Here is a 24,178-nt window from a genome sequence, read left to right as displayed (position 1 = left end):
CAACCCCACTGAGCGCGTGCGGGAGTTCGTCCGTGCTGCCCAGGACGCCACCTGCGGCGCCGACCATCGCGCTGCCGCAGGCCACTCCTGACGGGCCGTACTCAGCGGGCAGCGAGGAAGTCGAGCAGCAGGCGCGCCAGCTCCTCCGGCTGCTCCAGGTGCACGTCGTGGCCCGTGCCGCGCATGCTGGAGGCCATCGTGTCCGGGCGGAGGCGGAGCATCTCGCCCAGCTCGGCCGGCGGGACGGTGCCGTGCTGCCCGAGCACGACGAGGGTCGGGCAGGCGACGCGGGCCCACTCCGCCCAGAAGGCACGCCGGGCGTTCTCGGCGAGCGAGTCGACCATGAGGTCCCGGTCGAACCGCGGCCACCAGCCGTCGGTGCGCTGCTCCAACCCCGCCGCCCAGCCCGCTCCCACCGGACCGCCGCCGAGGAAAACGGCGGCCGCCTCGCGGGAGGGGAACGGGCAGGGCCAGGAGTCGAGCCAACCGCTCACCTCTGCCTGGACGTTGGGGCTCGCCGCGGCTGCGCCGGCCTCGATCAGGACGAGCGCGTCGACTCGCTCGGGGTGGGTGGCGGCGGTGAGCATGGCGGTGTGGCCGCCGAGTGACTGGCCGACCAGTACGGCCCCGCGCAGGTCGAGGGTCTCCAGGACAGTCGCCGTGTCGGCGACGTACGCGGCGCGCGAGACGTCGCCGGGCCGGCGTTCGCTGGCGCCGTGGCCGCGCTGGTCAACCGCGACCACGCGGTGACGGGGGCTCAGCCGTGCCGTGAGGGCGTCCCACTCGCCGGCGTGCCCGGCCAGACCGTGCAGCAGAACGACGGGCCGGCCCGTGCCGTCCGTGTCGCGACAGGAGAGGCGGACGCCGTCGCGGATCACGGTGTGTTCGGCCCAGGTCATGTGTGCGGCTCCGTACGGGGTGGTGGGTGTCGGACGGTCAATCGGGGAAGGCTATAGCCAGCCCAGCCATGCGGGGCCGGTAGCTCGCAGGGGCCGCCGCAGCCGCGCGCTGGTCACGATGACCGGTAGTACGCACCTGGTTTCCGGTGGGCTCACTCACGCCACTTCTCCTACTCGCCGGCATGGGGTCATCATCGGCCACGGTCGGGGAGGCGGGGGCATGCTGCTGCACAGAACTGCAGGTCGTTCCGCCCGAACGCGCCACGCGGTGGAGCAGAGCACTGATTGGCGGACTGCCGTTCAAATGGCGAGGCCGGTTCCTCGGCGTGTTGGTGAGGCCGTCCGCACAGCGGGCCGGCCAGCTGAGATACTGCGGCCATGGTGAACCGCCTGGCCGACGCCACGTCCCCCTACCTCCAGCAGCACGCCGACAACCCCGTGGACTGGCGGGAGTGGGGGCCCGAGGCGTTCGAGGAGGCGGCGCGGCGGGGGGTGCCGGTGCTGCTCTCCGTCGGTTATGCGGCGTGCCACTGGTGCCATGTGATGGCGCATGAGAGTTTCGAGGACGCCCGGCTCGCCGACTACCTGAACGAGCGCTTCGTCGCCGTCAAGGTGGATCGGGAGGAGCGGCCGGATGTGGATGCCGTGTACATGGAGGCGGTGCAGGCGGCGACCGGGCAGGGCGGGTGGCCGATGACGGTGTTCCTGACGCCCGACAAGGAGCCGTTCTACTTCGGGACGTACTTCCCGCCGCAGCCCCGGCACGGGATGCCGAGCTTCCGGCAGGTGCTGGAGGGGGTGGACGCCGCCTGGCGGGAGCGGCGGGACGAGGTGGCCGAGGTGGCCGGGCGGATCCGGGCCGAACTGGCGGAGCGGGCCGGGGTGTTCGGGGCCGGGAGCGGGCTGCCGGCCCCCGGGGCCGAGGAGCTGGAGCAGGCGGTGGCGGGGCTGCGGCGCGGCTTCGACCCGGCGCGCGGCGGTTTCGGCGGGGCGCCGAAGTTCCCGCCGTCCATGGTGCTGGAGTTCCTGCTGCGCCACCACGCCAGGACCGGGTCGCCCGAGGCGCTGGAGCTGGTGGCGCGGACGGCCGAGGCGATGGCCCGCGGCGGCATCTACGACCAACTGGCCGGCGGCTTCGCCCGGTACTCGGTGGACGCCGACTGGGTGGTGCCGCACTTCGAGAAGATGCTCTACGACAACGCCCTGCTCTGCCGGGTCTACCTGCACCTGTGGCGGGCCACCGGCGACCCGCTGGCCCGCCGGGTCGCCCTGGAGAGCGCGGACTTCATGGTGCGCGAACTCGGCACCCCTGAGGGTGGGTTCGCCTCCGCGCTGGACGCGGACAGCATCGACCCGCAGACCGGGCAGACCGCCGAGGGGGCCTACTACGTCTGGGAGCCGGGGCAGTTGGTGGACGCGCTCGGCCCGGCGGACGCCGCGAGCGCGGCCCGGCTGTTCTCCGTGACCGCCGAGGGAACCTTCGAGCAGGGCGCCTCCGTGCTCCAACTGCCGGATGACCCCGAGGACTTGGCGGAGTACCAGGAGATCAGGACGCGGCTGCTGCGGGCCCGTGCCGAGCGCCCCGCGCCGGCCCGGGACGACAAGGTGGTGGCCGCCTGGAACGGGCTGGCGATCGCCGCGCTGGCCGAGTGCGGCGCGCTGCTGGACCGCCCCGACCTGGTGGAGGCCGCAACGAGGGCCGCCGACCTGCTGCTCTCGGTCCATCTGGACGCCGCCGGGCGCCTGCTGCGCACCTCCCGGGACGGCAAGCCGGGCGGCAACGCCGGGGTGCTGGAGGACTACGCGGACACCGCCGAGGGCTTCCTCGCGCTGTACGCGGTGACCGGCGAGGCCTCCTGGCTGCAGCTGGCCGGCGGGCTGCTGGACACCGTCCTGCTGCACTTCACCGACGAGGCCTCGGGCAGCCTGTACGACACCGCGAACGACGCCGAGGAGCTGATCCGGCGCCCGCAGGACCCGACCGACAACGCCACCCCCTCCGGCTGGACGGCCGCCGCCCAAGCCCTGCTGTCCTACGCCGCGTACACCGGCTCGGAGCGCCACCGCACCGCCGCCGAGCGGGCGTTGGGCGTGGTCGGCGCGCTGGGCGCCCGGGCGCCGCGGTTCGTCGGCTGGGGCCTGGCCACCGCCGAGGCGCTGCTGGACGGCCCGCGCGAGGTGGCCGTGGTCGGCCCGGCGGACGACCCGCGCACCGCCGAGCTGCACCGCACCGCGCTGCTCGGCACCGCACCGGGCGCCGTGGTGGCCCGCGGGGTGCCCGGCGGCGAGGCGGAGGTGGCGCTGCTGGCCGACCGTCCGCTGCTGGACGGTGCGCCGGCCGCCTACGTCTGCCGGCACTTCGCCTGCGAGGCGCCGACCTCCAGCGCGGCGGAGCTGGCCGTCAAGGTGGCCGCCCGCCGGTAGCCAAAACCGGGTGCGCGACCGGTCGCCGATGGCCCAGGATCGGTGGATGACGTGGACCTTCACCGACTCGCTGCCCGAGTACCGCACCCAGGCCGGCGACTTCCTGACCGCCTACCCGGCCGAGAACACCGTGCTGCTGACCCTGCTGCACCGCCTGGAGCAGGGCCGGCTGACCGGCGGTGACCCCGGGCAGGCGCCGCGCCACGGCTGGTGGCGGCCGAGCGCGGACGCGCCGGTGGCCGGCGCCTGGCTGCAGACGCCGCCGCAGGGGATCCGGCTGAGCACCATGCCGGTGCGGGCCGCCGTCGAGCTGGCCGACCTGCTGGCCGACGCGCCGGATGTGACCGGGGTTGGCGGCGGCACGGCCGAGGCCCGGGCCTTCGCCGACGCCTGGGCCGCGCACACCGGTGCCACCGCGACCGTCCACGAGGAGCAGCGGCTCTACCGGCTCGGCGAGTTGGCAGTGCCGGCGGTGCCGGGACGGCTTCGCCCAGCCACCCCGGACGACCACGAGCTGCTGGTGCCCTGGCTGGCGGCCTTCTTCGAGTTCGTCGGTTTCCCCGGCTTCGACGCCGTGGGCATAGCCACCCAGCGCACCCTGGCCGGTGAGTTCTTCATCTGGGAGGACGAGGCCGGCCGCCCGGTCTCGCTCGCGGGGCTGTCCCAGGTGATCGTCGGGATGACCCGGATCGGCCCGGTCTACACCCCGCCCGAGGCGCGCGGCCACGGCTACGCCAGCGCGGTGACGGCCGGCATCTGCGAGGTGGCCCGGGAGCGCGGTGCCACCGAGGTGCTGCTCTACACCGATCTGGCCAATCCGACCAGCAACTCCATCTACCAGAAGATCGGGTTCCGGCCGGTTGCGGACAGTGTGATCATCAACTTCCGTAAGTAGAACGGTTGGTGGCCACGCGAACCGTGCGGGCACCGGGAGTTGATGAAACATTGATGCAGTGTTCGCCCGGCAACGGCTACTCCCTGTCACTGTCAGTGGATACGATGTGCCACTGGGTCAGGATGGGGAGAGGTGGCGATGGCCGTGAAGGATGCTCAGGATCTGCAGTTCTGGGGCACGGTCGTGGTGGTCGGCGCGGCGCTCGCGGTGGTGGCCGCCTATCTGGGCGGGGGCGCGCCCCTGGTCTGGGCGGTCGCCGGGGTCGAGGCGCTGCTGGTGATGATCCATGTCGGCCGCCGGTTCCGGCATCTGGCCCATGACCCGCACCACCGGGCGGACCACCGCCCGGACGCCGCGCACTGCGACCGGTGCGCCCGGGCCCGGGAGCTGCGCACCGCGGCGCACAACTCCCGGGCGGTCCGGCACGGGATGTCAGGCGGCGGTGTAGGCCACCAGGGAGACGCCCACGTACTGCACGATGAAGGCCCCGAGGGTGAAGGCGTGGAAGACTTCGTGGAACCCGAACCAACGCGGTGACGGATCGGGCCGCTTGAGCCCGTAGATCACGCCGCCCACGCTGTAGAGCACCCCGCCGACGATCATCAGGGTGATCACCGCGACGCCGCCGGTGTGCAGGAAGTCCGGCATGAAGAAGATCGCGGCCCAGCCCAGCGCGAGGTAGCAGGGTGTGTAGAGCCAGCGCGGTGCGCCGACCCAGAACACCCGGAACGCTATGCCGGCCAGCGCGCCGCCCCAGACCAGCCAGAGCAGCAGCTCCTGCCGTCCGCCGTGCAGCAGCAGGATGGTGAACGGCGTGTAGGTGCCCGCGATGATCAGGAAGATGTTCGCGTGGTCCAGCCGCCGCAGGATCGCCTCACCGCGCGGCCCCCAGGTGAACCGGTGGTAGACGGCGCTGACGCCGAACAGCAGCCAGGCGGTCACCGAGTAGAGCGCGCAGGCGATCCGGCCCTGGGTGGAGTCCGCCAGGCAGATCAGCACGATGCCGGCGGCCAGCGCGGCCGGGAACATCCCCGCGTGCAGCCACCCCCGCCAAGCCGGTTTCGCCGGTAGGGCCGGTTCCGTTTCGGCTGCCCCCACAACCCCCAGCGAGCCGCCGGCAAGTCCGAGCGTGGCTCCCGCGCGCGCGTTCTGATCCGCAGTCATGCGCGACATGCTACCTACGGTTCCGTAGGTTACCTACAGGTAGGAAGTGGCCTCTGACACTTTTGGACAATCTGGAGTGGTCGGATGTGATCGAGGCAACGTTGAGGTCTGCCGATCCTCAAGCAGGAACTGCCAGTTTTTGTCCATGATGTAGCAAAGTTTGCGGCAAGAGTGCCGTGAAGCTCAATTACCCCTTGAAGGCCGGAGCTACGGTGTAAGCACCCTCAACCCCCGGACGCCCTGATCGCGGTCGATCAGGCGTGAAACGGAGCGATCGTGTCGAACGAGATCTCTGCCGTCAGCACGGCTGCCCCCACCCGCCACGCCCAGCTGCTGGCCTGGGTCAACGAGATCGCGGAGCTCACCCAGCCGGACCGCGTCGTGTGGTGCGACGGCTCGGAGGAGGAGTACCAGCGGCTCGCCGACCTGCTGGTCGAGCAGGGCACCTTCACCAAGCTGAACGAGGACAAGCGCCCCAACTCGTACTACGCGGCGTCCGACCCGCGTGACGTCGCCCGCGTCGAGGACCGCACCTTCATCTGCTCAGAGAAGGAAGAGGACGCCGGCCCGACCAACCACTGGAAGGCCCCCGCCGAGATGCGGGAGATCTTCAGCGGCGAGGAGGGCCTCTTCCGGGGCGCCATGAAGGGCCGCACGATGTACGTCGTGCCGTTCTCGATGGGTCCGGTCGGCTCCCCGCTGGCCGCCTACGGCGTCGAGATCACCGACTCCGCCTACGTCGCCGTCTCCATGCGCGTGATGACCCGGATGGGCCAGGCCGTGCTGGACCAGCTCGGCGAGGACGGCGACTTCGTCAAGGCCGTGCACACCGTCGGTGCCCCGCTGTCCGAGGGCGAGCAGGACGTCCCGTGGCCGTGCAACACCACCAAGTACATCTCGCACTTCCCGGAGACCAAGGAGATCTGGTCCTTCGGCTCCGGCTACGGCGGCAACGCCCTGCTCGGCAAGAAGTGCTACGCGCTGCGGATCGCCTCGACCATGGCCCGCGACGAGGGCTGGCTGGCCGAGCACATGCTGATCCTCAAGCTCACCCCGCCGAGCGGCGAGGCGAAGTACGTGGCCGCCGCCTTCCCGTCGGCCTGCGGCAAGACCAACCTCGCCATGCTCCAGCCCACCATCCCGGGCTGGAAGGTGGAGACCATCGGTGACGACATCGCCTGGATGCGGTTCGGCGCCGACGGCCGCCTCTACGCCATCAACCCGGAGGCCGGCTTCTTCGGTGTGGCCCCCGGCACCGGCGAGGACACCAACGCCAACGCGATCAAGACCCTCTGGGGCAACACCGTCTTCACCAACGTCGCGCTGACCGACGACGGCGACGTGTGGTGGGAGGGCCTCACCGAGGAGCCCCCGGCGCACCTGACCGACTGGCGCGGCAACGACTGGACCCCGGCCTCGGACACCCCGGCCGCCCACCCCAACGCGCGGTTCGCCGTCCCGGCCGCGCAGTGCCCGACCATCGCCCCCGAGTGGGAGGACCAGGCGGGCGTGCCGATCTCGGCGATCCTGTTCGGCGGCCGCCGGGCCACCGCCGTCCCGCTGGTGACCGAGTCCTTCGACTGGCAGCACGGCGTCTTCCTGGGCGCCAACATCGCCTCCGAGAAGACCGCCGCCGCCGAGGGCACGGTCGGCGAGCTGCGCCGCGACCCGTTCGCGATGCTGCCGTTCTGCGGCTACAACATGGGCGACTACTTCGCGCACTGGCTGAAGATCGGCGCCGAGGCCGACGCCGGCAAGCTGCCGAAGATCTACTACGTCAACTGGTTCCGCAAGAACAACGACGGCAAGTTCGTCTGGCCGGGCTACGGCGAGAACAGCCGGGTGCTCAAGTGGGTCGTCGACCGCCTGGAGGGCACCGCCGAGGGCGTCGAGACCCCGATCGGCGTGCTGCCCACGGTCGAGAGCTTCGACCTGGACGGCCTGGAGCTCGCCGACGCCGACCGCGAGCTGCTCTTCTCGGTGGACGCCGACATCTGGCGCCAGGAGGCCGCGCTGATCCCGGCCCACCTGGAGATGTTCGGTGAGCACACCCCCGAGGCGCTCTGGGACGAGTACAACGCGCTGGTGAAGCGCCTGGGCTGATGCCCACAGTGCTTGATCCCTGAAGGCCGTGCGGCCCTGATGACTCGGTCATCAGGGCCGCACGGCGTTTGCGCGCTGACGGATCAGGGCTGGACGTATCCCGCGAGGAACTCGCCGATCCGGGTGACCGCGTCCTCGATGTCCTCCGGGCGCGGCAGCGTGACCAGCCGGAAGTGGTCCGGCTCGGGCCAGTTGAAGCCGGTGCCCTGCACGATCAGGATCCGCTGGGAGCGCAGCAGGTCCAGCACCATCTGTGCGTCGTCCTTGATCTTGTAGACCGACGGGTCGAGGCGCGGGAAGGCGTAGAGCGCGCCGCGCGGCTTGACGCAGCTCACCCCGGGGATCTCGTTGAGCAGCCGGTAGGCGGCGTCCCGGGATTCCAGCAGCCGCCCGCCCGGCAGCACCAGGTCCTTGATCGACTGCCGGCCGCCGAGCGCCGCCGCCACCGCGTGCTGGGCCGGCATGTTGGCGCACAGCCGCATGCTGGCCAGCACGTTCAGGCCCTCGATGTAGTTGGCGGCCCGCTGCCGGTCACCGGAGAGCACCATCCAGCCGGAGCGGAAGCCCGCCACCCGGTAGGACTTGGACATGCCGTTGAAGGTGACGCAGAACAGGTCGGGCGCCAGGGTGGCCAGCGGCACGTGCTCCACGCCGTCGTAGAGGATCTTGTCGTAGATCTCGTCCGCGTAGATCACCAGCCGGTGCCGGCGGGCCAGTTCGACGATCCCCTCCAGCACCTCGCGCGGATAGACCGCGCCGGTCGGGTTGTTGGGGTTGATCACCACGATCGCCTTGGTGCGGGAGGTGATCTTGGCCGCCATGTCGTCCAGGTCCGGGTACCACTCGGCCTGCTCGTCGCAGCGGTAGTGCACCGCGGTGCCGCCGGCCAGGGAGACCGAGGCGGTCCACAGCGGGTAGTCGGGCGCGGGCACCAGCACCTCGTCGCCGTGGTCCAGCAGTGCCGTCATGGCGAGCTGGATCAGTTCGGAGACGCCGTTGCCCAGGAAGACGTCCTCGACGGTCAGCCCGTGCAGGCCGCGCTCCTCGTAGTGCATCACCACCGCGCGGCGGGCCGACAGCAGGCCCTTGGAGTCGCCGTAGCCGTGCGCCGAGGAGAGGTTCTGCAGGATGTCGTGCAGGATCTCGGGCGGGGCCTCGAAGCCGAAGGCGGCCGGGTTGCCGGTGTTGAGCTTGAGGATGCGATGCCCCTGGCCTTCCAGCCGCATCGCCTCGTCGAGCACCGGACCGCGGATGTCGTAGCAGACATTGGCGAGCTTGCTGGACTGGGTGACCTGCATGCGCAAAACGATACGGGCCCACCGCCCGCCGTCGCGTCGAATGCGGCGCAGGAGCGACGCGGATCACGGTGTGCCGCGGCGGGCGTGGCCGCCGCCCGGAGGGGTAGAGGGGTCTGCGTGATCGGACTGGTCGGCGGAATGCTCGCGGGCGCGGTCGCCGCGCCCTGGCTGCGGGGAGCGGCGGCGCGGTACGCCGTCGGGTACGGGGAGCCGGCGGCCCGCTGCCCCGGGTGCGGGCGGGGACTGCTGGCGCTGCCGCCCACCGGGCGCTGCCGCGGCTGCCGGACGGCGGTCGGGGCCCGGGCGGGGACGGTGGAGCTGGCCGCGGTGGCGGCGGGTGCGGCGATCGGCTCGGTGGCGGGCTGGCCGGTCGTGCCGGTGCTCTGCTGGGTCGCGCTGTTCGGGGTGGTGCTGGCCTTCGTGGACCTCGCGGTGCACCGGCTGCCCGATGCGCTGACCCTGCCGCTGGCCGGCGGCACGGCGGTCCTGCTGGTGACCGCCGGTCTGCTGACGCAGCGGACCGGCGCCCTCACCCGCTGCCTGCTCGGCGCACTGCTCTTCCTCGCGGTCTACGGCGCGATGGCGCTGGCCGGCCCGATGGGCCTGGGCGATGCCAAGCTGGCCCCCACCCTCGGCGCGCTGCTCGGCTGGTACGGCTGGCGCACCCTGTTCCAGGGCTGGCTGGCCGGCTTCCTGCTGGCGGCCGTCTGGGGCGTGGTGCTGCTGGCGACCGGTCGCGCCAAAGCCAAGGACCCCCTGCCGTTCGGCCCGTGCATGCTGCTGGGCGCGTTGCTGGGGGTCCTGGCTTCAGCCGGTTGAGGGCTTGGTCAGCCCTTGCCCCAAGTCCCGGTGGACCAGAGGGCGTTGGCGGCGTCCGAGGTGCCCGGACGGTAGAGCACCACGTTGGCGTCGTCCTGCACCTTGAGGTACGAGCCCGGGGTGGACGGCTGGGTCATCGGGTTCGACCACACGCGCGAGCCGTTCTGGACGACCTCCACGGTGCCGCTGCTGCTGATGTCGGTGCGCGCACCCGGGTGACCCCAGGTGTTGGCGGTCCACAGCGCGGTGCCGTCGCTCTTGCGGTAGAGCACCAGGTTGCCGTCGTTCTGCTGCACCAGCCACACCGAGCTGGACTCCGCCCAGCTGCCGTTGCCCATCGGGTAGCCGGGCAGCAGCCGGTCACCGACCTGCTGCAGCGGGTTGTTGCTGGTGTCGCGGGCGGGCGAGTAGCCGCTGACGTTCTGCCACGGCACGCTGGTGCCGTTGTGCACCCGCAGGGCGCCGCCGTCGAACGAGGCGGTCGCGCCGGCCTGGCCCCAGGTGCCGGAGCTCCACAGGGCGCCGCCGGTGGACGGGCCGCCGTTCGCGCGGTAGATCACGAAGTTGCCGTCCGACTGCATGACCGCGTAGGCGCCGGCGTTGCCGTAGGTGTTGCTCGACCACAGCACCGGGCCGTTCTGGCAGTCCGGGCGCACCAGGTACTGCACCAGGTTGCCGTCGGGCTGCATGGCCAGTGCGGTGTCGCCGGAGGTGAGCCGCTGGCCGGAGCCGAACGCCGCGCCGGTCGCGATCCGGACCGGCGCCGGCTGCTTGGTCGGGCAGGTCGACGGCCCGGTACCGGCCGACGCGCCCGGCGCGGCGACCGTTCCGAGTGCGGCGGCAGCGCCCAGCAGCCCGATGCCGAGCCGCTTGAGCATGGTGTGACGCATGGTTGCGTGCCCCCCACATGATGAAGAATTAGTGTGACAGTCATACACCTAGCGGGTGGCGGCGCCGCAAGAGGGGGTACCACAAGCAGCAAGTGGCCTGCCGCACCTGGATGGTGCGGCAGGCCCGGTGGAGGTGGCTGCGGGGTTACTGCATCCCGTGCACGTGGTTGCCCACGTTGGTGGAGAAGTCGTTGCCGTTCTTGGCATCCCAGTTGGTCGACCAGGCCATCGCACCGCGGATGGTGGGCCACTTCGCCGGCGGGACGAAACTGCCGCAGTTGCTGCCGGTGGCCAGGCAGTCCAGGGCGTTGTCCACCACGGTGGAGTTGACGTAACCGCCGCCCGCCGCCTGGCCGGATGCCGGGACGCCGATGCCGACCTGGGCCGGTGCCAGACCGCCCTGGACGTAGGTGCAGACCTGGCTGGTGATGAAGTCCTCGGTGCCCTGGTTGTAGTTCCTGCCGTCACAGCCGGGCATGCTGCCCGAGTTGTAGAACTGGGTGTTGACCACGGTCAGGATGTCCTTGGTGGCCAGCGCCAGTTGGAAGTACGGGCTGCTGGTGGTGTACATGTCCATGGTCTGCGGGGCCATGGTCAGCACGAAGTCGGGGCCGACCTGGGCGGCCAGGGTGTGCAGCGCCTGCGACATGTAGGTCGGGTTGATGGTGTTCTCGAGGTCGATGTCGATGCCGTCGAAGCCGTAGCTCCGGATCAGCGCGGCAGCGCTGCTCACGAAGTCGGCGGCCGAGGTGGCATCGGCCACCGTGATGGTGCCGTTCTGACCGCCGACCGAGAGCACCACCTTCTTGCCGGCCGCGTGCTTGGCCGCGATGTCCGCCTTGAACTGGGCGTCGGTGTAGCCGCCGAGGTTGGTGGCCAGGGTCGGGTCGAGGGAGAAGGTGATCCCGCCGGGCTTGGCCGGGTCGGCGTTGGCGAAGGAGACCGCGATGGCGTCGTAGTTGCTCTGGACGGCCGAGAGCTTCTGGTCGGTGGCGCCGTTGTCGAAGTCCTGCCAGTAGCCGGTGATGACGTGCTTCGGCAGGCTGCCGCCCGACGGGGGAGTGGGGGTCGGTGTCGGGGTCGGCGTGGGCGTCGGAGTCGGCGTGGGGGTCGGCGTGGGCGTCGGAGTCGGCGTCGGAGTAGGTGTCGGGGTCGGAGTAGGCGTGGGCGAAGGCGACCCGCCCGGCCCGGTCAGCGTGATGTCGTCCGCCGAGTACGCCCCCTGCCCGTACCAGCCGTGCAGATAGACGGTGACGCTGGTGGTGTTGGCGCCGGTGGTGAAGGTGGTGCTCAGCTGGTTCCACGAGCTCTGGTTGGACCAAGTGCTCGGATCCGTCCCGCCGGTGCCGCTCACCCCCAGGTAGACATACGGACCCTGCACCCAACCGGCCAGCGTGTAGCTGGAGTCGGGCTGCACCGGGATGGTCTGGCCGCACTGCGCGGTGTCCGAGGCGCCCGGCGTGCCCTGGAGCGCGCCGGTGCCGCTGTGCACCGGCGAGGAGACCGCCGCGGCGCTGCCGGTGCAGCTCCAGCCGGTCAGGCCGCTCTCGAAGCCGCCGTTGCTGACGAGGTTTCCGACCGCGGCACTGGCGCCGCCGGCGAAGAGCGCCAGGCCGGTGCCGGCCAGCGCGAGGGCGGTGGTGCCGGCGGCCAGCGCGGGCAGCACCCGGCGGGGGCGGCGATGGGTGTGCGGGACCGAACGGGCCATCTGGAGATCTCCTGGGGGAGGAGGAGGAGCCGCCGCGGTGGGGGTCGCGGCGGCCCCGCGTGGGGGAAGGAGCTGTTGAACTCCGAACAAGCTGGACTAGACCAATGGCAGGCGTCAACCATCCGTTCGCCGCCTTACGGGTCGCTTAAGAATCCGGTGACCTCGCCGTGTCCCCGTCGATGCCGATCCGCGAGACTCCGGCGGGCGCGCAGGTGGGCGCGGGCGCGGACCTGAGGGTTCCTCGGCCGCACGTTCGACTGGCGACTTTCCCGCAGGTGGGCGGTCCGGAGTACGCTGCCCCGGGACCTATGGCAGCCAGGGCCGAGGTCCAGGGGGTAGTGCTCGGAGGAGCTGGAAACACATGGGTCTGCGCGATGTCGTCGAGCGCACTCCAGGGCTGCGCACCATGCTCGGCGGCCTTTACCGGCTGTACGGCCAGCGGGTCGAGGTCAACCTCGGCAAGACGCCGCACCACGTCGGCGTGATCATGGACGGAAATCGCCGTTGGGCCAAGGAGGCCGGCGGCACCACCGTCTTCGGCCACCAGCGCGGCGCCGACAAGATCGTCGAGTTCCTGGGGTGGTGCGACGAGACCAACATCGAGGTCGTCACCCTCTGGATGCTCTCCACCGACAACCTCTCCCGTCCGGCGGACGAACTGGTGCCGCTGCTCGGCATCATCGAGGACGCGGTGACCGGGCTGGCCGAACTGAAGTGCTACAAGGTCAACCCGATCGGCACCCTGGACCTGCTGCCCGCGAAGACCGCGAAGATCCTCAAGGAGGCCGCGGCCGCGACCGAGCACCTGGAGGGCATCACGGTCAATGTGGCGGTGGGTTACGGCGGTCGGCACGAGATCGCCGACGCCGTCCGCTCGCTGCTCCAGGAGCACGCCGACCGCGGCACCTCGATCGAGGAGCTAGTGGAGATCCTGGACGTGGAGCACATCGCCGAGCGGCTCTACACCAAGGGCCAGCCCGACCCCGACCTGGTCATCCGCACCTCCGGCGAGCAGCGGCTCAGCGGCTTCCTGCTCTGGCAGAGCGCGCACAGCGAGTTCTACTTCTGCGAGGCATACTGGCCGGCCTTCCGCAAGGTCGACTTCCTGCGCGCGCTGCGCGCCTACGAGCAGCGGCACCGCCGCTACGGCGGCTGACCTCGGCTCCAGGGCCGCTGACCTCGGGGCATCCGGCACACCGTGTCACCAAGAATTCACGTGCACTGATCAACGTCCTGGCTTCTCACGGGCATGTCCGACAGGCCGTCAGGGCATACACATGGCAGACCGGCACTCTGACCAACAGGGGCACGGGGGCCGGTGAGCCGCGGGTGACGCAGGGTCACCCGCCCTGGAGGCCTAGTGGTCAGTACCAAGAGCCGCCGGACACCAGACCGGCGCACGTACGTCCTCGACACCAGTGTGCTTCTGGCCGACCCGCTGGCCATGACCCGGTTCGCGGAGCACGAGGTGGTGCTCCCGGTGGTCGTGGTCACCGAGCTGGAGGCCAAGCGGCACCATCCAGAACTGGGCTACTTCGCCCGCCAGGCCCTGCGCCTGCTAGACGACTACCGGATCCGCCACGGACGGCTCGACGAGCCGATCCCGGTCGGCGACTTCGGCGGCTCGATCCGAGTCGAGCTCAACCACTCGGACCCCTCGGTGCTTCCGGCCGGCTACCGGATCGGTGGCGGCGAGGCGGACACCCGGATCCTCGCGGTCGCCCGCAACCTGCAGGCCGAGGGGTACGACGTCACGGTCGTCTCCAAGGATCTGCCGATGCGGATCAAGGCGAGCGCGGTCGGGCTGCTCGCCGAGGAGTACCGGGCGGAGCTGGCGATCACCTCCGGTTGGACCGGGATGTCTGAACTGTCCGTTTCGGCCGACCAGGTTGACGAACTGTTCGGAGCGCCGCACGACACCCCCGTCCCGGTCGACGGCGCCCAGGAGCTGCCGGTCCACACCGGCCTGGTGCTCAGTTCGGAGCGCGGCCGGGCGCTGGGCCGGGTCACCGTGGACGGCCGGGTCAAGCTGGTGCGCGGCGACCGGGAGGCGTTCGGGCTGCGCGGGCGCAGCGCCGAGCAGCGGGTGGCGCTCGATGTGCTGCTCGACCCCGAGGTGGGGATCGTCTCGCTCGGCGGCCGGGCCGGCACCGGCAAGTCCGCCCTGGCGCTCTGCGCCGGGCTGGAGGCCGTGCTGGAGCGCCGCCAGCACCGCAAGGTGATGGTGTTCCGGCCGCTGTACGCGGTCGGCGGCCAGGAGTTGGGCTATCTGCCGGGCAGCGAGTCGGAGAAGATGAACCCCTGGTCCCAGGCGGTCTTCGACACCCTCGGGGCGGTCACCACGCCCGCGGTCATAGAAGAGGTGATCGGCCGCGGGATGCTGGAGGTGCTGCCGCTCACCCACATCCGCGGCCGGTCGCTGCACGATGCCTTCGTGATCGTTGACGAGGCCCAGTCGCTGGAACGGAACGTACTGCTCACGGTGCTCTCCCGGATCGGCCAGGGTTCGCGGGTGGTGCTCACTCACGACGTGGCGCAGCGGGACAACCTCAGAGTGGGGCGCTATGACGGAGTGGTGGCGGTGGTGGAGAAGCTGAAGGGGCATCCACTCTTTGCACACATCACCCTCACGCGCTCCGAGCGCTCCCCGATCGCCGCACTGGTGACCGAGATGCTGGAGGACATCCAGCCCTGACGGCGCCGCAGTTGATCGTCGGGTAGTCGAACAATCCGTCCGGTGCAAGGGTTTTGGCCCGCGCCGGGCGGATTGTCAGCACATCGGGGCGCGTACTGTCCGGCGAACTGTCAATTCACCTGTCGGGATGGCATGTGAGCTTCGCCACGCAACCGGGAATTGCGCAGCCGCGTCCCCTTGGGGCATCGTGTGGGTTCTGTCAGGCCCCGCGTACGGCCCCTGTATTGGGCGTCAACTGAATATGGACGGACCGTACGCCGCCCGATCTTCATGTCAGCTCCGGCTCTGCCGGGGCGGACACCGGGCCAGAGTCTCCCGTGACCAGCAGCAGTGGAGGCCAGTGACCAGGGGCATGTTTCGTCCTCACGGTCACGCGAGGGCGACGCTGGAAGGAAACCATGTGACTCGGATCTCGGTCCGGGGAGTTGCCGTGGCCTCCGCCACCGCGGTCACCGCTGTCGGTGCCGTGGTCGGTATGGCCTCGGGCAGCGAGGCCAAGCCGGTTCAGGCTGCGGACATCGCGGGCGCCACCCTGCTCGCCGACGTCCCGTCGGGCACCGACGCGCAGGCCATCAGCGACAACATCGGCCAGCAGGCGACGGCTCAGCAGCAGCAGGCCGACGCCGCGGCCAAGCAGGCCGCCGCTGAGGCCGCCCGGGTGAAGGCCGCCGCTGACGCGCAGGCCAAGGCCGACGCCGACAAGGCCGCCGCCGATGCCGCCGCCAAGGCCCAGGCTGCCGCCCAGGCGCAGCAGGAGGCCGCCAACCGCGCCAAGGCACGCTCCGAGCTGGCAGCCACCAACACGTCGGACTCGTCCTCGACGGACTCGGCGCCCGCCACCTCGTACAGCCCGGGGTCGGTGCAGGCGCTCGCCGCGAGCATCGTGGGCGACTCGACCCAGTTCCAGTGCTTCAGCAACATCGTGACGCGCGAGAGCGGCTGGAACTACACGGCCGTCAACCCGTCGTCCGGCTCCTACGGCCTGGTGCAGGCGCTGCCCGGCTCCAAGATGGCCTCGGCCGGTGCCGACTGGCGCACCAACCCGGCCACCCAGATCAAGTGGGGCCTCGGCTACATGAACGACCGCTACGGCAGCCCGTGTGGCGCCTGGTCGTTCTGGCAGGCGCACAGCTGGTACTAAAGCCTTCCTGTCATCTGGGGACCGGATCCCCGAAAGCCCTCGGCCTTCTGAGCCGGGGGCTTCGGCCGTTTTGCGGGCCGGTGCGCCGAACGAGTGACCGTTATGGGTACCGTGAGCCTCACAGGGTCGTGCCGAACGCGCGGCCGACCAGAGGACGGAGCGCAGATGGCACGGGGCGAGCGGCGCGACCGGGTACTCTCCGCGGTTGCGAAGTGGAGTACGGCGCTGGCGCGGCGGGCCGCCGCGGCCCGCGATGAGGGCGGGCCGGTGATCGTCGAGCCGGAGCCGCAGCCGAGGGTCACCCAGCGCACCGCCGTGGCCGACCCGCCGCCGCCCACCCATGTGGATCCGCCCCCGCCGCCGCGCGAGCGGTACCGGGGTCCGCGGCCGGCCACCCCCGCCGAGGCGGTGCCCTGGGGGCTGCGGGTGGCGGCCGAGTCGATCTGGCGGCTGCTCCTGGTCGGCGCCGCGCTCTACGTGATCTTCGATGTGGTGGACCAGCTGCGGCTGGTGGCCTACGCACTGCTGGCCGGGGTGCTGATCTCGGCGCTGCTCGAACCCACCGTCTCCTGGCTGCGCCGGCACGGCGTGCCGCGGGCGCTGGCCGCACTGGTCACCTTCCTGGCCGGCCTCGGCGGTATCGCGCTGGTCGGCTGGTTCGTGGTCTGGCAGGTGAGCGCCAACATCTCGGACGTCTCCAGCAAGGCCCAGACGGGCGTCGGGAACATCCACAACTGGCTGCTCAAGGGGCCGATGCACCTGACACACCAGCAGTTGAGCGACTTCACCAAGCAGCTGCAGACCGCCATCGGCAACAACACCAGCCAGATCACCTCGCTCGGGTTCACCACCGTGAGCTTCGTGATCGAGGTGGTGACCGGGGTGCTGCTGGCCGCGTTCACCACCTACTTCCTGCTCTACGACGGCGCCCGGATCTGGAACTGGGTGCTGCGCGGGCTGCCCCAGCAGTCCCGCTACGCGATAGCGGGGGCCGGCCCCAAGGCTTGGACCACCCTGACCGCCTATGTCCGCGGCACGGTCGCGGTCGCCTTCATCGACGCGCTCTGCATCGGCATCGGGATCTACCTGCTCGGGGTGCCGCTGGCCGTGCCGCTGGCGGTGCTCATCTTCCTGGGTGCCTTCATCCCGCTGGTCGGCGCATTGGTCACCGGGACCCTGGCGGTGCTGATCGCGCTGGTCACCAAGGACATCTACACAGCCGGCATGGTGCTGGTGGTCCTGGTGGCCGTGATGCAGATCGAGGGGCACCTGCTGCAGCCGCTGATCCTGGGGCGGGCGGTACGGGTGCACCCGCTGGCCGTGGTGCTCGGGGTGGCCACCGGATCGATCGTCGGCGGGATCGGCGGCGCGGTCGTCGCGGTGCCGCTGATCGCGGTCACCAACACCGTGGTCGGCCACCTGCGGCAGCGGCACGCCGCGGCCGACGAAGTGTTCGCGGCCGTGGAGGCCGCCCAGGAGGCGGCCGAGGCAGCCGAGACGGCAGCGGCCAAGGAGGCCAAGGAAGCGAAGGAGACGGCACTGGACTGCGCCGACTTCTCCCCGGAGCGGGCCGTCACCTCCTAAACTGCCGTCATGTATGTGACCGGGCTTGGCATTTCGGGGATCCGGGGGTTCGGCCCGGCCCGGGAGGCGCGGCGCCTCGAGCTGCCGCAGGCGGGCTGGACGGTGCTGGCCGGGCGCAACGGCTCCGGCAAGACCACCCTGCTGCGTGCGCTGGCGCTGGCGCTCGGCGGGCCCTCGGTGGCGCGCGGCCTGGTCAGCGACTTCTCCGGCTGGCTGACGGCGGGGGAGGGCACCGGCTGGGTGCGGGCCTGGGTGCGCCCCGACTCCTCCGTCGACCAGTCGGCCGAGCCCGAGCCCGAGCTGGAGCTGGGCCTGCGGTGGACCAGGCCGAGTGACGGCCCGCGTCCCGAGCTGGAGGCCTTCGGCTCGCCCGGCCCCGAGCTCGGCCCCTGGGCGGAGAATCCGCAGGGCTGGTTCTTCGCCGGCTACGGCCCGTTCCGCCGGCTGCTCGGCGGCGCGGGGGAGAGCCGGCGGCTGATGCTGGCGGCCGGCCCGGTCGGCCGGCTCGCGACCCTGTTCCACGAGGAGGCCTCGCTGGCCGAGGGCGTCAGCTGGCTGATCGACCAGCACGTGCGCCGCCTCGAAGGCCGCCCGGGCGCGCAGGAGACCCTGGACGTGGTCACCGCGCTGCTCTCCGACGGGTTGCTGCCGGACGGCTACCGGGTCGGCCGGGTCGACGCCGACGGCCTCTGGGTGCGCCGCGGCGACGGCCCCGACTTCCCGCTGCGGGAGCTGAGCGACGGCTACCGCACGGTCGCCGCCCTGGTGCTCGACCTGGTGCGGCAGTTCCAGACCTGCTACGGCCGGCTGCCGGCAGGCCCCTCGGGCGCGATCCAGCTGCCCGGGGTAGTGCTGATCGACGAGGTCGACGCCCATCTGCACGTCAGCTGGCAGCAGCGGATCGGCCCCTGGCTCAAGGCGCACTTCCCGCTGGTGCAGTTCATCGTCTCCACCCACAGCCCGTACATCTGCCAGGCGGCCGACCCGGGCGGGCTGATCCGGATACCGGGGCCGGACGAGACGGCGGGGCCGGAGCCGGTGAGCCAGGACCTGTACCACCGGGTGGTCTACGGCAGCGGCGACGACGCCGTGCTCTCCGCCCTCTTCGGCCTGGAGTCCCCCTACTCGGAGCGGGCCGAGTCGGCCCGGCGCCGGATCGGCGACCTTGAGGGCCGGGTGCTGTCCGGCGCCGCCGACGACGCCGAGCTGGCCGAGTACCAGGAGCTGACCGAGCGGCTGATGAGCTCGCTGAGCGCCCGGGTGGACGAGGTGTCGGCCCGACTCGGCCGGAGACCGTAGATGATCCCGCTGCAACGCGGGCCGTTACCAGCGGAGTTGGCCGCCCGGATGGCGGCCCGCACCGAGCGGATCGGTGAACACCGCGGCGGCGCCCGGGAGTCCTGGCGGGACGCCCGAACCATCCGGCGGGATTTGAGCGTTCATCTGATCGCGATGTCGGCCGGCCTGTCCCGTTGCATGTACTGCGGGGACAGCGAGGGCACCAGCATCGACCACTTCCAGCCGATCGCGATGGCCCCGCAGCGCGCCTTCGACTGGCTCAACCACCTCTGGGCCTGCGCCTTCTGCAATAGCAACCAGAAGCGCGACCTCTACCCGACCGACCGCCAGGGCCGGGCGCTGCTGATCGACCCGACCAGTGACGAGCCGGCCGACCACCTGGACCTGGTGCTGGCCACCGGCGCCTATCGGGCCCGCAGCGCCAAGGGCCGGGAGACCATCCGGATCTTCGGCCTGGACCGCCCGGTGCTGGAGCGCGGCCGGGCCCACGCCTATGTGCGCTGCCGCTCGATGCTGCGCGATCTGGCCCGGCTGACCGAGCACGGCGAGGCGGTCGAGGCCCGCGAGGTGGCCCAGGCGCTGGCGGTGCAGCCGTTCGCCGACGTGCTCTACGAGATGCTGCGGCTGCGCACCGCGCCGCGGGCCGCGCTGGTCTTCGGGGTCGAGGCGGTGGCGGGCCTGAACGCACTGACGGGGCCCCACTTGTCGAAGTGGAGCCCCGTCGGGAGGTAGCGGTGCCTCAGGCGAGCGCGGCCTCGGCGTCCAGCACCGACGCCACCGCCTGCACCACCGCGGCGATCTTCGCCGCGGCCTGGATGACCTCGCGCTCGACGCCGGCCTTGCGCAGCACCTGCTCGTGCGAGTCGAGGCACTGGCCGCAGCCGTTGATCGCGGAGACCGCGAAGCTCCACAGCTCGAAGTCGACCTTCTCGACGCCCGGGTTGCCGATGATGTTCATCCGCAGACCGGTGCGCAGCGTGCCGTACTCCTTGTCGGAGAGCAGGTGCAGCGTGCGGTAGTAGACGTTGTTCATCGCCATCACCGCGGCGGCGGCCTTGGCGGCGGTGTACGCCTCGGCCGACAGCAGCTCCTTGGCCTGCGGCTCCAGCTCGCTCAGCACCGACTTGCTGCCGGTGGCCATCGCGCAGGACAGCACGGTGCCCCAGAGCTGCTGCTGCGGCAGGTCGGAGTTGCCGATCACCGAGCCCAGGTTGAGCTTCAGGTCCTTGGCGTAGTCCGGCAGCGCGGCCTTCAGTTCGTCGAGCGCCATGGTGATCAGCCCGCCAGCAGCGAGGCGGCGTCGAGGGTGTCGTCGCCCTTGTTCCAGTTGCACGGGCACAGCTCGTCGGTCTGCAGGGCGTCCAGCACCCGCAGGACCTCCTTGGGGTTACGGCCGACCGAGCCGGCGGTCACCATGACGAACTGGATCTCGTTGTTCGGGTCGACGATGAAGACGGCGCGCTGGGCGGTGCCGTCCTCGGCCTGCACGCCGCAGGCCTGCATCAGCTCGTGCTTGATGTCGGCCAGCATCGGGAACGGCAGGTCGCGCAGGTCGTCGTGGTTCTTGCGCCAGGCGTGGTGCACGAACTCGGAGTCACCGGACACGCCCAGGACCTGCGCGTCACGGTCGGCGAACTCGTCGTTCAGCTTGCCGAACGCGGCGATCTCGGTCGGACAGACGAAGGTGAAGTCCTTGGGCCAGAAGAAGACGATCTTCCACTTGCCCTCGTAGGTCTTGTGGTCGATCTCGGCGAAGGCCTTGGCAGCGTCCAGGTCGACGCAGGCGGTGAGGCTGAACTCGGGGAACTTGTCACCGATCGTGAGCATGTTCGTGACTCCTGGGTCGGGATTCGGAGGGCTAAAGACTGGATTGCCTTTGGTTCGACGAATCCAGACGTGATCAAACATGCCATAGCCCGGACTGATCAGGGAAATAGCTAGACTCGATACATCTGATCGGAGAGAGCTATCAATACCCAGTCGCACGCACCCCTGCAGAAGAAGAGGGGCCGCACCCCGAGCGTCGCCCAGCTGCGCGCCTTCGTCGCCGTGGCCGAACACCTGCACTTCAGGGCGGCCGCCAACGCCATCGGCACCAGCCAGCCGGCCCTCTCCGGGGCGCTGGCCGCGCTGGAGGAGGCGCTCGGCGCCCAGTTGGTGGAGCGTACGACACGGAAGGTCATCATCACCCCCCTGGGGGAGCGGGTGGCCGCCCACGCGCGCCGCGCCCTGGCCGCGCTGAACAACCTCACCGAGGAGGTCGAGGCCGCCCGGCGGCCGTTCACCGGCCCGCTGCACCTCGGGGTGATCCCCACCGTCGCGCCCTACCTGCTGCCCACCGTGCTGCGGCTGGTCCGGGAGAGCTACCCGGACCTGGACCTGCACGTGCACGAGGAGCGCACCCCCTCGCTGCTGGACGGCCTGGCGGCCGGCCGGCTCGACGTGCTGTTGCTCGCCCTGCCGGCCGGCGGCAGCTCGCCGACCCGGGACATCCCGCTGTTCGACGAGGACTTCGTGCTGGTCACCCCGCCCGACCATGAGCTGGCCGGGCGCACCGACGTGCCCCGGGACGCGCTGCTCGACCTGGACGTGCTGCTGCTGGAGGAGGGGCACTGCCTGCGCGACCAGGCGCTGGACCTGTGCCGAGAGGTCGGGGCGGACGTCTCCGGAGGCTCCACCCGGGCCGCCGGGCTCTCCACCCTGGTGCAGCTGGTGGCCGGCGGCCTCGGGGTGACCCTGCTGCCCGCGACCGCCCTGGACGTGGAGGCCGGGCGGGCCGACCGGCTGGCCGCCGTGCGGTTCGCCGACCCCGCGCCCGGCCGGCGGATCGGCCTGGCCACCCGCCCGGGCTCGGCCCGGGCCGCGGAGTACGACCGGTTCGCCGATTCGCTGCGCGAGGTGCTGCGCGACCTTCCGGTGCGGATCGTCAGCCAGTAGCAGGCCGCTGTTCGGGTGACATCCCGACCTCTGTCGTCCTCATAAATCCCCTTGTCGGACAAGGGGATTGACGTGCTGCCCGACTTCTCGCCCGGCTCGCCGACCGCCCACCCCCGGGGTGAGCTGGATCAGCTCAGAGATCCGGCAGCGGTGAGGAGAACGGCGTGGGTCCGCAGACCGAGACCGAACTCGAACCCGAAGAACAGCAGCCGCCCGGGGCGCCGCCACGCCGCCCCGGGCGGCTGCGCCGACTGCTGCGCCGCCGCTCGGTGCGGGCCGTCCTGGCGCTCATCGCGGTCTTCCTCGGCTGGCTCGGCTGGTCCCTCGGCTCGGCCCTGCTCGCCCCGGGCAACGACAGCACCACCGCCCGGATCGCCGAGTGGGCCCGGGACCACCACCTCGGCCCGGTGGTCACCGGGCTGGAGACCGCGCAGTACAAGATGCACCCGCCCAAGGTCGGCGGCCGCCCCACCTTCGCCCTCGGCCCGACCGGCCCCAGCCAGGGCGCCGTCCACACCCAGGAGAACAAGCACGGGCTGGCCACCCTCATCACTCCCATCACCCCGGCCCCACTGGTCTCCCCGGCCGGCGACCCGCTCCCCGGTGAGGGCAGCTGGAAGGTGATCGGCACCGCCCAGGGGGTGCCGGCCGTGCAGAGCGCGATGCTCAGAGCCGACAGCGAGCACACCTCCTACGTCGCCGCCGTGGTCTCCATGGACCAGCGCCTGGTCCGCTTCCAGCTGCACCCCGGCACCGACGACCCCGGTCCGGACAACTGGGGCGTGCCGCCGAACATCCCGTCCGATGCCAGGGCCGGCCTGCTGGCCAGTTTCAACGGCGGCTTCAAGGTCGGCGAGGCCCGCGGCGGCTTCTACCTCAACGGCGTCACCCGCGGCACCCTGACCCAGGGCGCCGCCTCGCTGGTCTTCTACAAGGACGGCCACGCCACCGTCGGCGGCTGGGGCGGCGACGTCTCGATGACCCCCGACGTGGTCGGCGTCCGGCAGAACCTGCGTCCGATCATCAGCAACGGCCAGGTGGCCGACGACGTCGACCAGGCGATCGAGACCGGCTGGGGCCTGACCATGGGCGGCAAGTTCTTCGTCTGGCGATCCGGCGCCGGCATCACCCAGGACGGCCGGCTGATCTTCGCCTACGGCCCCGCGCTCTCCGTGCGCACCCTGGCCGAGCTGCTGCACCAGGCCGGCTGCGTGCAGGCCATGCAGCTGGACATCAACCCGGCCTGGATGTCCTTCAACTACTACCAGCCGACCGGCGACCCGGCCGCGCCCACGCCCACCAAGCTGCTGCCCGACCAGGAGCGGCCCGCCGACCGGTACTTCGAACCGACCAGCCGCGACTTCACCGCGGTCTACGCCCGATGACCGCGGAGCCGCCGGTGCTACCGGCACCCGAGCTCGACCCGGCGCCCGCCGGGCCGACCGGGAGCACAGGCTGGCCACGAGCCGTGCTGCGCACCTCGCGCCCGCGGCAGTGGCCCAAGAACCTGCTGGTCTTCGCGGCCCCGGTGGCCGCGGCCGACCGCAGCCGGCTGACCGGCCTGGACCTCGCCCTGGTCGCCTTCGGCGTCTTCACCCTGGCCTCCTGCGCGGTCTACTTCGTCAACGATGTGGTGGACGCCGAACGGGACCGCCGCCACCCCGCCAAGTGCACCCGCCCGGTGGCCAGCGGCGACCTGGCCGAGCGGCACGCCCTGCTGTTCGCCGGCGGCTGCGTGGTGCTGGCCGCGGCCGGCTCGGCGGTGATCGGCAGCACAGGGCTGGCCTGGTGCGTGGCCGGTTACCTGGGCCTGTCGTTCCTCTACTCCGCCACCCTCAAGCACCTCCCGGTGCTCGAACTGACCATGGTGGCCTCCGGGTTCGTGCTCCGCGCGATCGGCGGCGCGGCCGCCGCCAGGGTCGCGCCGTCCGGCTGGTTCGTGCTGGTCTGCAGCCTGGGCGCGCTGCTGGTGGCGATCGCCAAGCGCTACACCGAGCTCGCCGGCCTCGGCACCGCCGCCACCGGCCACCGGCCCAGCCTGCGCCACTACAGCCCGGCCGGGCTGCGGCTGGCCCAGCGGGCGATCAGCGTGGCGATGGTCGGCGCCTTCCTGAGCTGGGGGGTGCTCAACGGCTCGGCCTGGGGCGTCGGCTGCCACCTGCTGACGGCGGTACCGCTGGCCGCCGGGCTGCTCCGCTTCGACCACATGATAGGCCGGGCCACCCTGAACCGGGTCGAGGACCTGATCACCCGCGACCGCACCATGCTGCTCTGCGAGTTCGCCTGGCTGCTGCTCTTCATCGCGGGGACCGCATCGTGAAC

The 24,178-nt window shown here is 71.4% G+C and carries 21 protein-coding genes; 14 read left to right on the top strand and 7 right to left on the bottom strand.

Features of this window, described 5'->3' with window-relative positions:
* Positions 1 to 101: 101 nt before the first annotated feature.
* Positions 102 to 899, bottom strand: coding sequence for an alpha/beta fold hydrolase (locus E6W39_RS17195; RefSeq protein ID WP_141634268.1), 798 nt, complete (start codon positions 897 to 899; stop codon positions 102 to 104).
* A gap of 378 nt (positions 900 to 1,277) precedes the next feature.
* On the opposite strand from E6W39_RS17195, the gene E6W39_RS17190 reads away from it, so the two are divergent.
* The 3 genes from E6W39_RS17190 (at position 1,278) to E6W39_RS17180 (ending at position 4,755) form a co-directional block, all read left to right on the top strand.
* Positions 1,278 to 3,323 carry a thioredoxin domain-containing protein gene (locus E6W39_RS17190; RefSeq protein WP_141634267.1) on the top strand — a complete coding sequence of 682 codons (2,046 nt, stop codon included), beginning with the start codon at positions 1,278 to 1,280 and terminating at the stop codon, positions 3,321 to 3,323.
* Positions 3,324 to 3,369: 46 nt separating this feature from the next.
* The gene (locus E6W39_RS17185) at positions 3,370 to 4,218 is read left to right on the top strand and encodes a GNAT family N-acetyltransferase (protein WP_141634266.1); all 849 of its coding nucleotides are present in this window, start codon (positions 3,370 to 3,372) and stop codon (positions 4,216 to 4,218) included.
* Positions 4,219 to 4,362: 144 nt separating this feature from the next.
* On the top strand, positions 4,363 to 4,755 hold the full coding sequence (locus tag E6W39_RS17180) for a hypothetical protein (protein WP_141634265.1): 393 nt from the start codon (positions 4,363 to 4,365) through the stop codon (positions 4,753 to 4,755).
* Here E6W39_RS17180 and trhA read toward each other — a convergent pair.
* Entirely contained in the window at positions 4,651 to 5,382 is a 732-nt protein-coding gene (trhA, locus tag E6W39_RS17175) for a PAQR family membrane homeostasis protein TrhA (protein WP_141634264.1), read from the bottom strand. The genes E6W39_RS17180 and trhA overlap by 105 nt on opposite strands.
* A gap of 276 nt (positions 5,383 to 5,658) precedes the next feature.
* On the opposite strand from trhA, the gene E6W39_RS17170 reads away from it, so the two are divergent.
* Positions 5,659 to 7,485, top strand: a complete 1,827-nt coding sequence (locus tag E6W39_RS17170; protein WP_141634263.1) for a phosphoenolpyruvate carboxykinase (GTP) — start codon at positions 5,659 to 5,661, stop codon at positions 7,483 to 7,485.
* An 83-nt stretch (positions 7,486 to 7,568) separates the two neighbouring features.
* Here the strand turns inward: E6W39_RS17170 and E6W39_RS17165 are convergent, their stop codons facing one another.
* Positions 7,569 to 8,783 carry a pyridoxal phosphate-dependent aminotransferase gene (locus E6W39_RS17165; protein WP_141634262.1) on the bottom strand — a complete coding sequence of 405 codons (1,215 nt, stop codon included), beginning with the start codon at positions 8,781 to 8,783 and terminating at the stop codon, positions 7,569 to 7,571.
* A gap of 117 nt (positions 8,784 to 8,900) precedes the next feature.
* On the opposite strand from E6W39_RS17165, the gene E6W39_RS17160 reads away from it, so the two are divergent.
* A complete protein-coding gene (locus tag E6W39_RS17160; protein ID WP_180356564.1) occupies positions 8,901 to 9,602 on the top strand; it encodes a prepilin peptidase in 702 nt (233 codons plus the stop codon).
* Positions 9,603 to 9,610: 8 nt separating this feature from the next.
* Here E6W39_RS17160 and E6W39_RS17155 read toward each other — a convergent pair whose 3' ends face one another.
* Together E6W39_RS17155 and E6W39_RS17150 are read right to left on the bottom strand one after the other, a co-directional pair.
* Positions 9,611 to 10,492 (bottom strand): hypothetical protein, encoded by an 882-nt coding sequence (locus E6W39_RS17155; protein WP_141634260.1) that lies wholly within the window; start codon positions 10,490 to 10,492, stop codon positions 9,611 to 9,613.
* 145 nt (positions 10,493 to 10,637) lie between these two features.
* Positions 10,638 to 12,200 carry a chitinase gene (locus E6W39_RS17150; protein ID WP_141634259.1) on the bottom strand — a complete coding sequence of 521 codons (1,563 nt, stop codon included), beginning with the start codon at positions 12,198 to 12,200 and terminating at the stop codon, positions 10,638 to 10,640.
* 361 nt (positions 12,201 to 12,561) lie between these two features.
* Between E6W39_RS17150 and E6W39_RS17145 the strand changes: the two genes are divergently transcribed.
* The 6 genes from E6W39_RS17145 to E6W39_RS17120 all read left to right on the top strand — a co-directional run bounded on the left by E6W39_RS17145 (position 12,562) and on the right by E6W39_RS17120 (position 19,651).
* The gene (locus tag E6W39_RS17145) at positions 12,562 to 13,356 is read left to right on the top strand and encodes an isoprenyl transferase (RefSeq protein WP_180356567.1); all 795 of its coding nucleotides are present in this window, start codon (positions 12,562 to 12,564) and stop codon (positions 13,354 to 13,356) included.
* 204 nt (positions 13,357 to 13,560) lie between these two features.
* On the top strand, positions 13,561 to 14,895 hold the full coding sequence (locus E6W39_RS17140; RefSeq protein WP_141634258.1) for a PhoH family protein: 1,335 nt from the start codon (positions 13,561 to 13,563) through the stop codon (positions 14,893 to 14,895).
* A gap of 400 nt (positions 14,896 to 15,295) precedes the next feature.
* Entirely contained in the window at positions 15,296 to 16,036 is a 741-nt protein-coding gene (locus E6W39_RS17135) for an aggregation-promoting factor C-terminal-like domain-containing protein (protein ID WP_141634257.1), read from the top strand.
* A gap of 165 nt (positions 16,037 to 16,201) precedes the next feature.
* Positions 16,202 to 17,620, top strand: a complete 1,419-nt coding sequence (locus E6W39_RS17130) for an AI-2E family transporter (RefSeq protein ID WP_141634256.1) — start codon at positions 16,202 to 16,204, stop codon at positions 17,618 to 17,620.
* Between the two features lie 9 nt (positions 17,621 to 17,629).
* The gene (locus tag E6W39_RS17125; RefSeq protein ID WP_141634255.1) at positions 17,630 to 18,919 is read left to right on the top strand and encodes an AAA family ATPase; all 1,290 of its coding nucleotides are present in this window, start codon (positions 17,630 to 17,632) and stop codon (positions 18,917 to 18,919) included.
* Positions 18,920 to 19,651, top strand: coding sequence for an HNH endonuclease family protein (locus tag E6W39_RS17120; protein ID WP_141634254.1), 732 nt, complete (start codon positions 18,920 to 18,922; stop codon positions 19,649 to 19,651).
* 7 nt (positions 19,652 to 19,658) lie between these two features.
* Here E6W39_RS17120 and E6W39_RS17115 read toward each other — a convergent pair whose 3' ends face one another.
* Positions 19,659 to 20,189, bottom strand: coding sequence for a carboxymuconolactone decarboxylase family protein (locus E6W39_RS17115; RefSeq protein ID WP_101382006.1), 531 nt, complete (start codon positions 20,187 to 20,189; stop codon positions 19,659 to 19,661).
* A gap of 5 nt (positions 20,190 to 20,194) precedes the next feature.
* Positions 20,195 to 20,746, bottom strand: coding sequence for a peroxiredoxin (locus E6W39_RS17110; protein WP_101382007.1), 552 nt, complete (start codon positions 20,744 to 20,746; stop codon positions 20,195 to 20,197).
* A gap of 222 nt (positions 20,747 to 20,968) precedes the next feature.
* Between E6W39_RS17110 and E6W39_RS17105 the strand changes: the two genes are divergently transcribed.
* From E6W39_RS17105 to E6W39_RS17095, 3 genes are all read left to right on the top strand, one after another.
* Positions 20,969 to 21,856: a hydrogen peroxide-inducible genes activator gene (locus E6W39_RS17105; protein ID WP_407658394.1), complete on the top strand. Its 888-nt coding sequence runs from the start codon at positions 20,969 to 20,971 to the stop codon at positions 21,854 to 21,856.
* A 164-nt stretch (positions 21,857 to 22,020) separates the two neighbouring features.
* Entirely contained in the window at positions 22,021 to 23,241 is a 1,221-nt protein-coding gene (locus E6W39_RS17100; protein WP_141634252.1) for a phosphodiester glycosidase family protein, read from the top strand.
* Positions 23,238 to 24,176 carry a decaprenyl-phosphate phosphoribosyltransferase gene (locus tag E6W39_RS17095; protein WP_141634251.1) on the top strand — a complete coding sequence of 313 codons (939 nt, stop codon included), beginning with the start codon at positions 23,238 to 23,240 and terminating at the stop codon, positions 24,174 to 24,176. The genes E6W39_RS17100 and E6W39_RS17095 overlap by 4 nt, the downstream gene beginning before the upstream one ends.
* Positions 24,177 to 24,178: the final 2 nt, after the last annotated feature.

Origin of the sequence: Kitasatospora acidiphila (assembly GCF_006636205.1) — a bacterium.
GTDB classification, from domain to species: domain Bacteria; phylum Actinomycetota; class Actinomycetes; order Streptomycetales; family Streptomycetaceae; genus Kitasatospora; species Kitasatospora acidiphila.
Note: the sequence above shows the minus strand (reverse complement) of the source record. Positions and strands in the feature narration are given on the sequence as shown.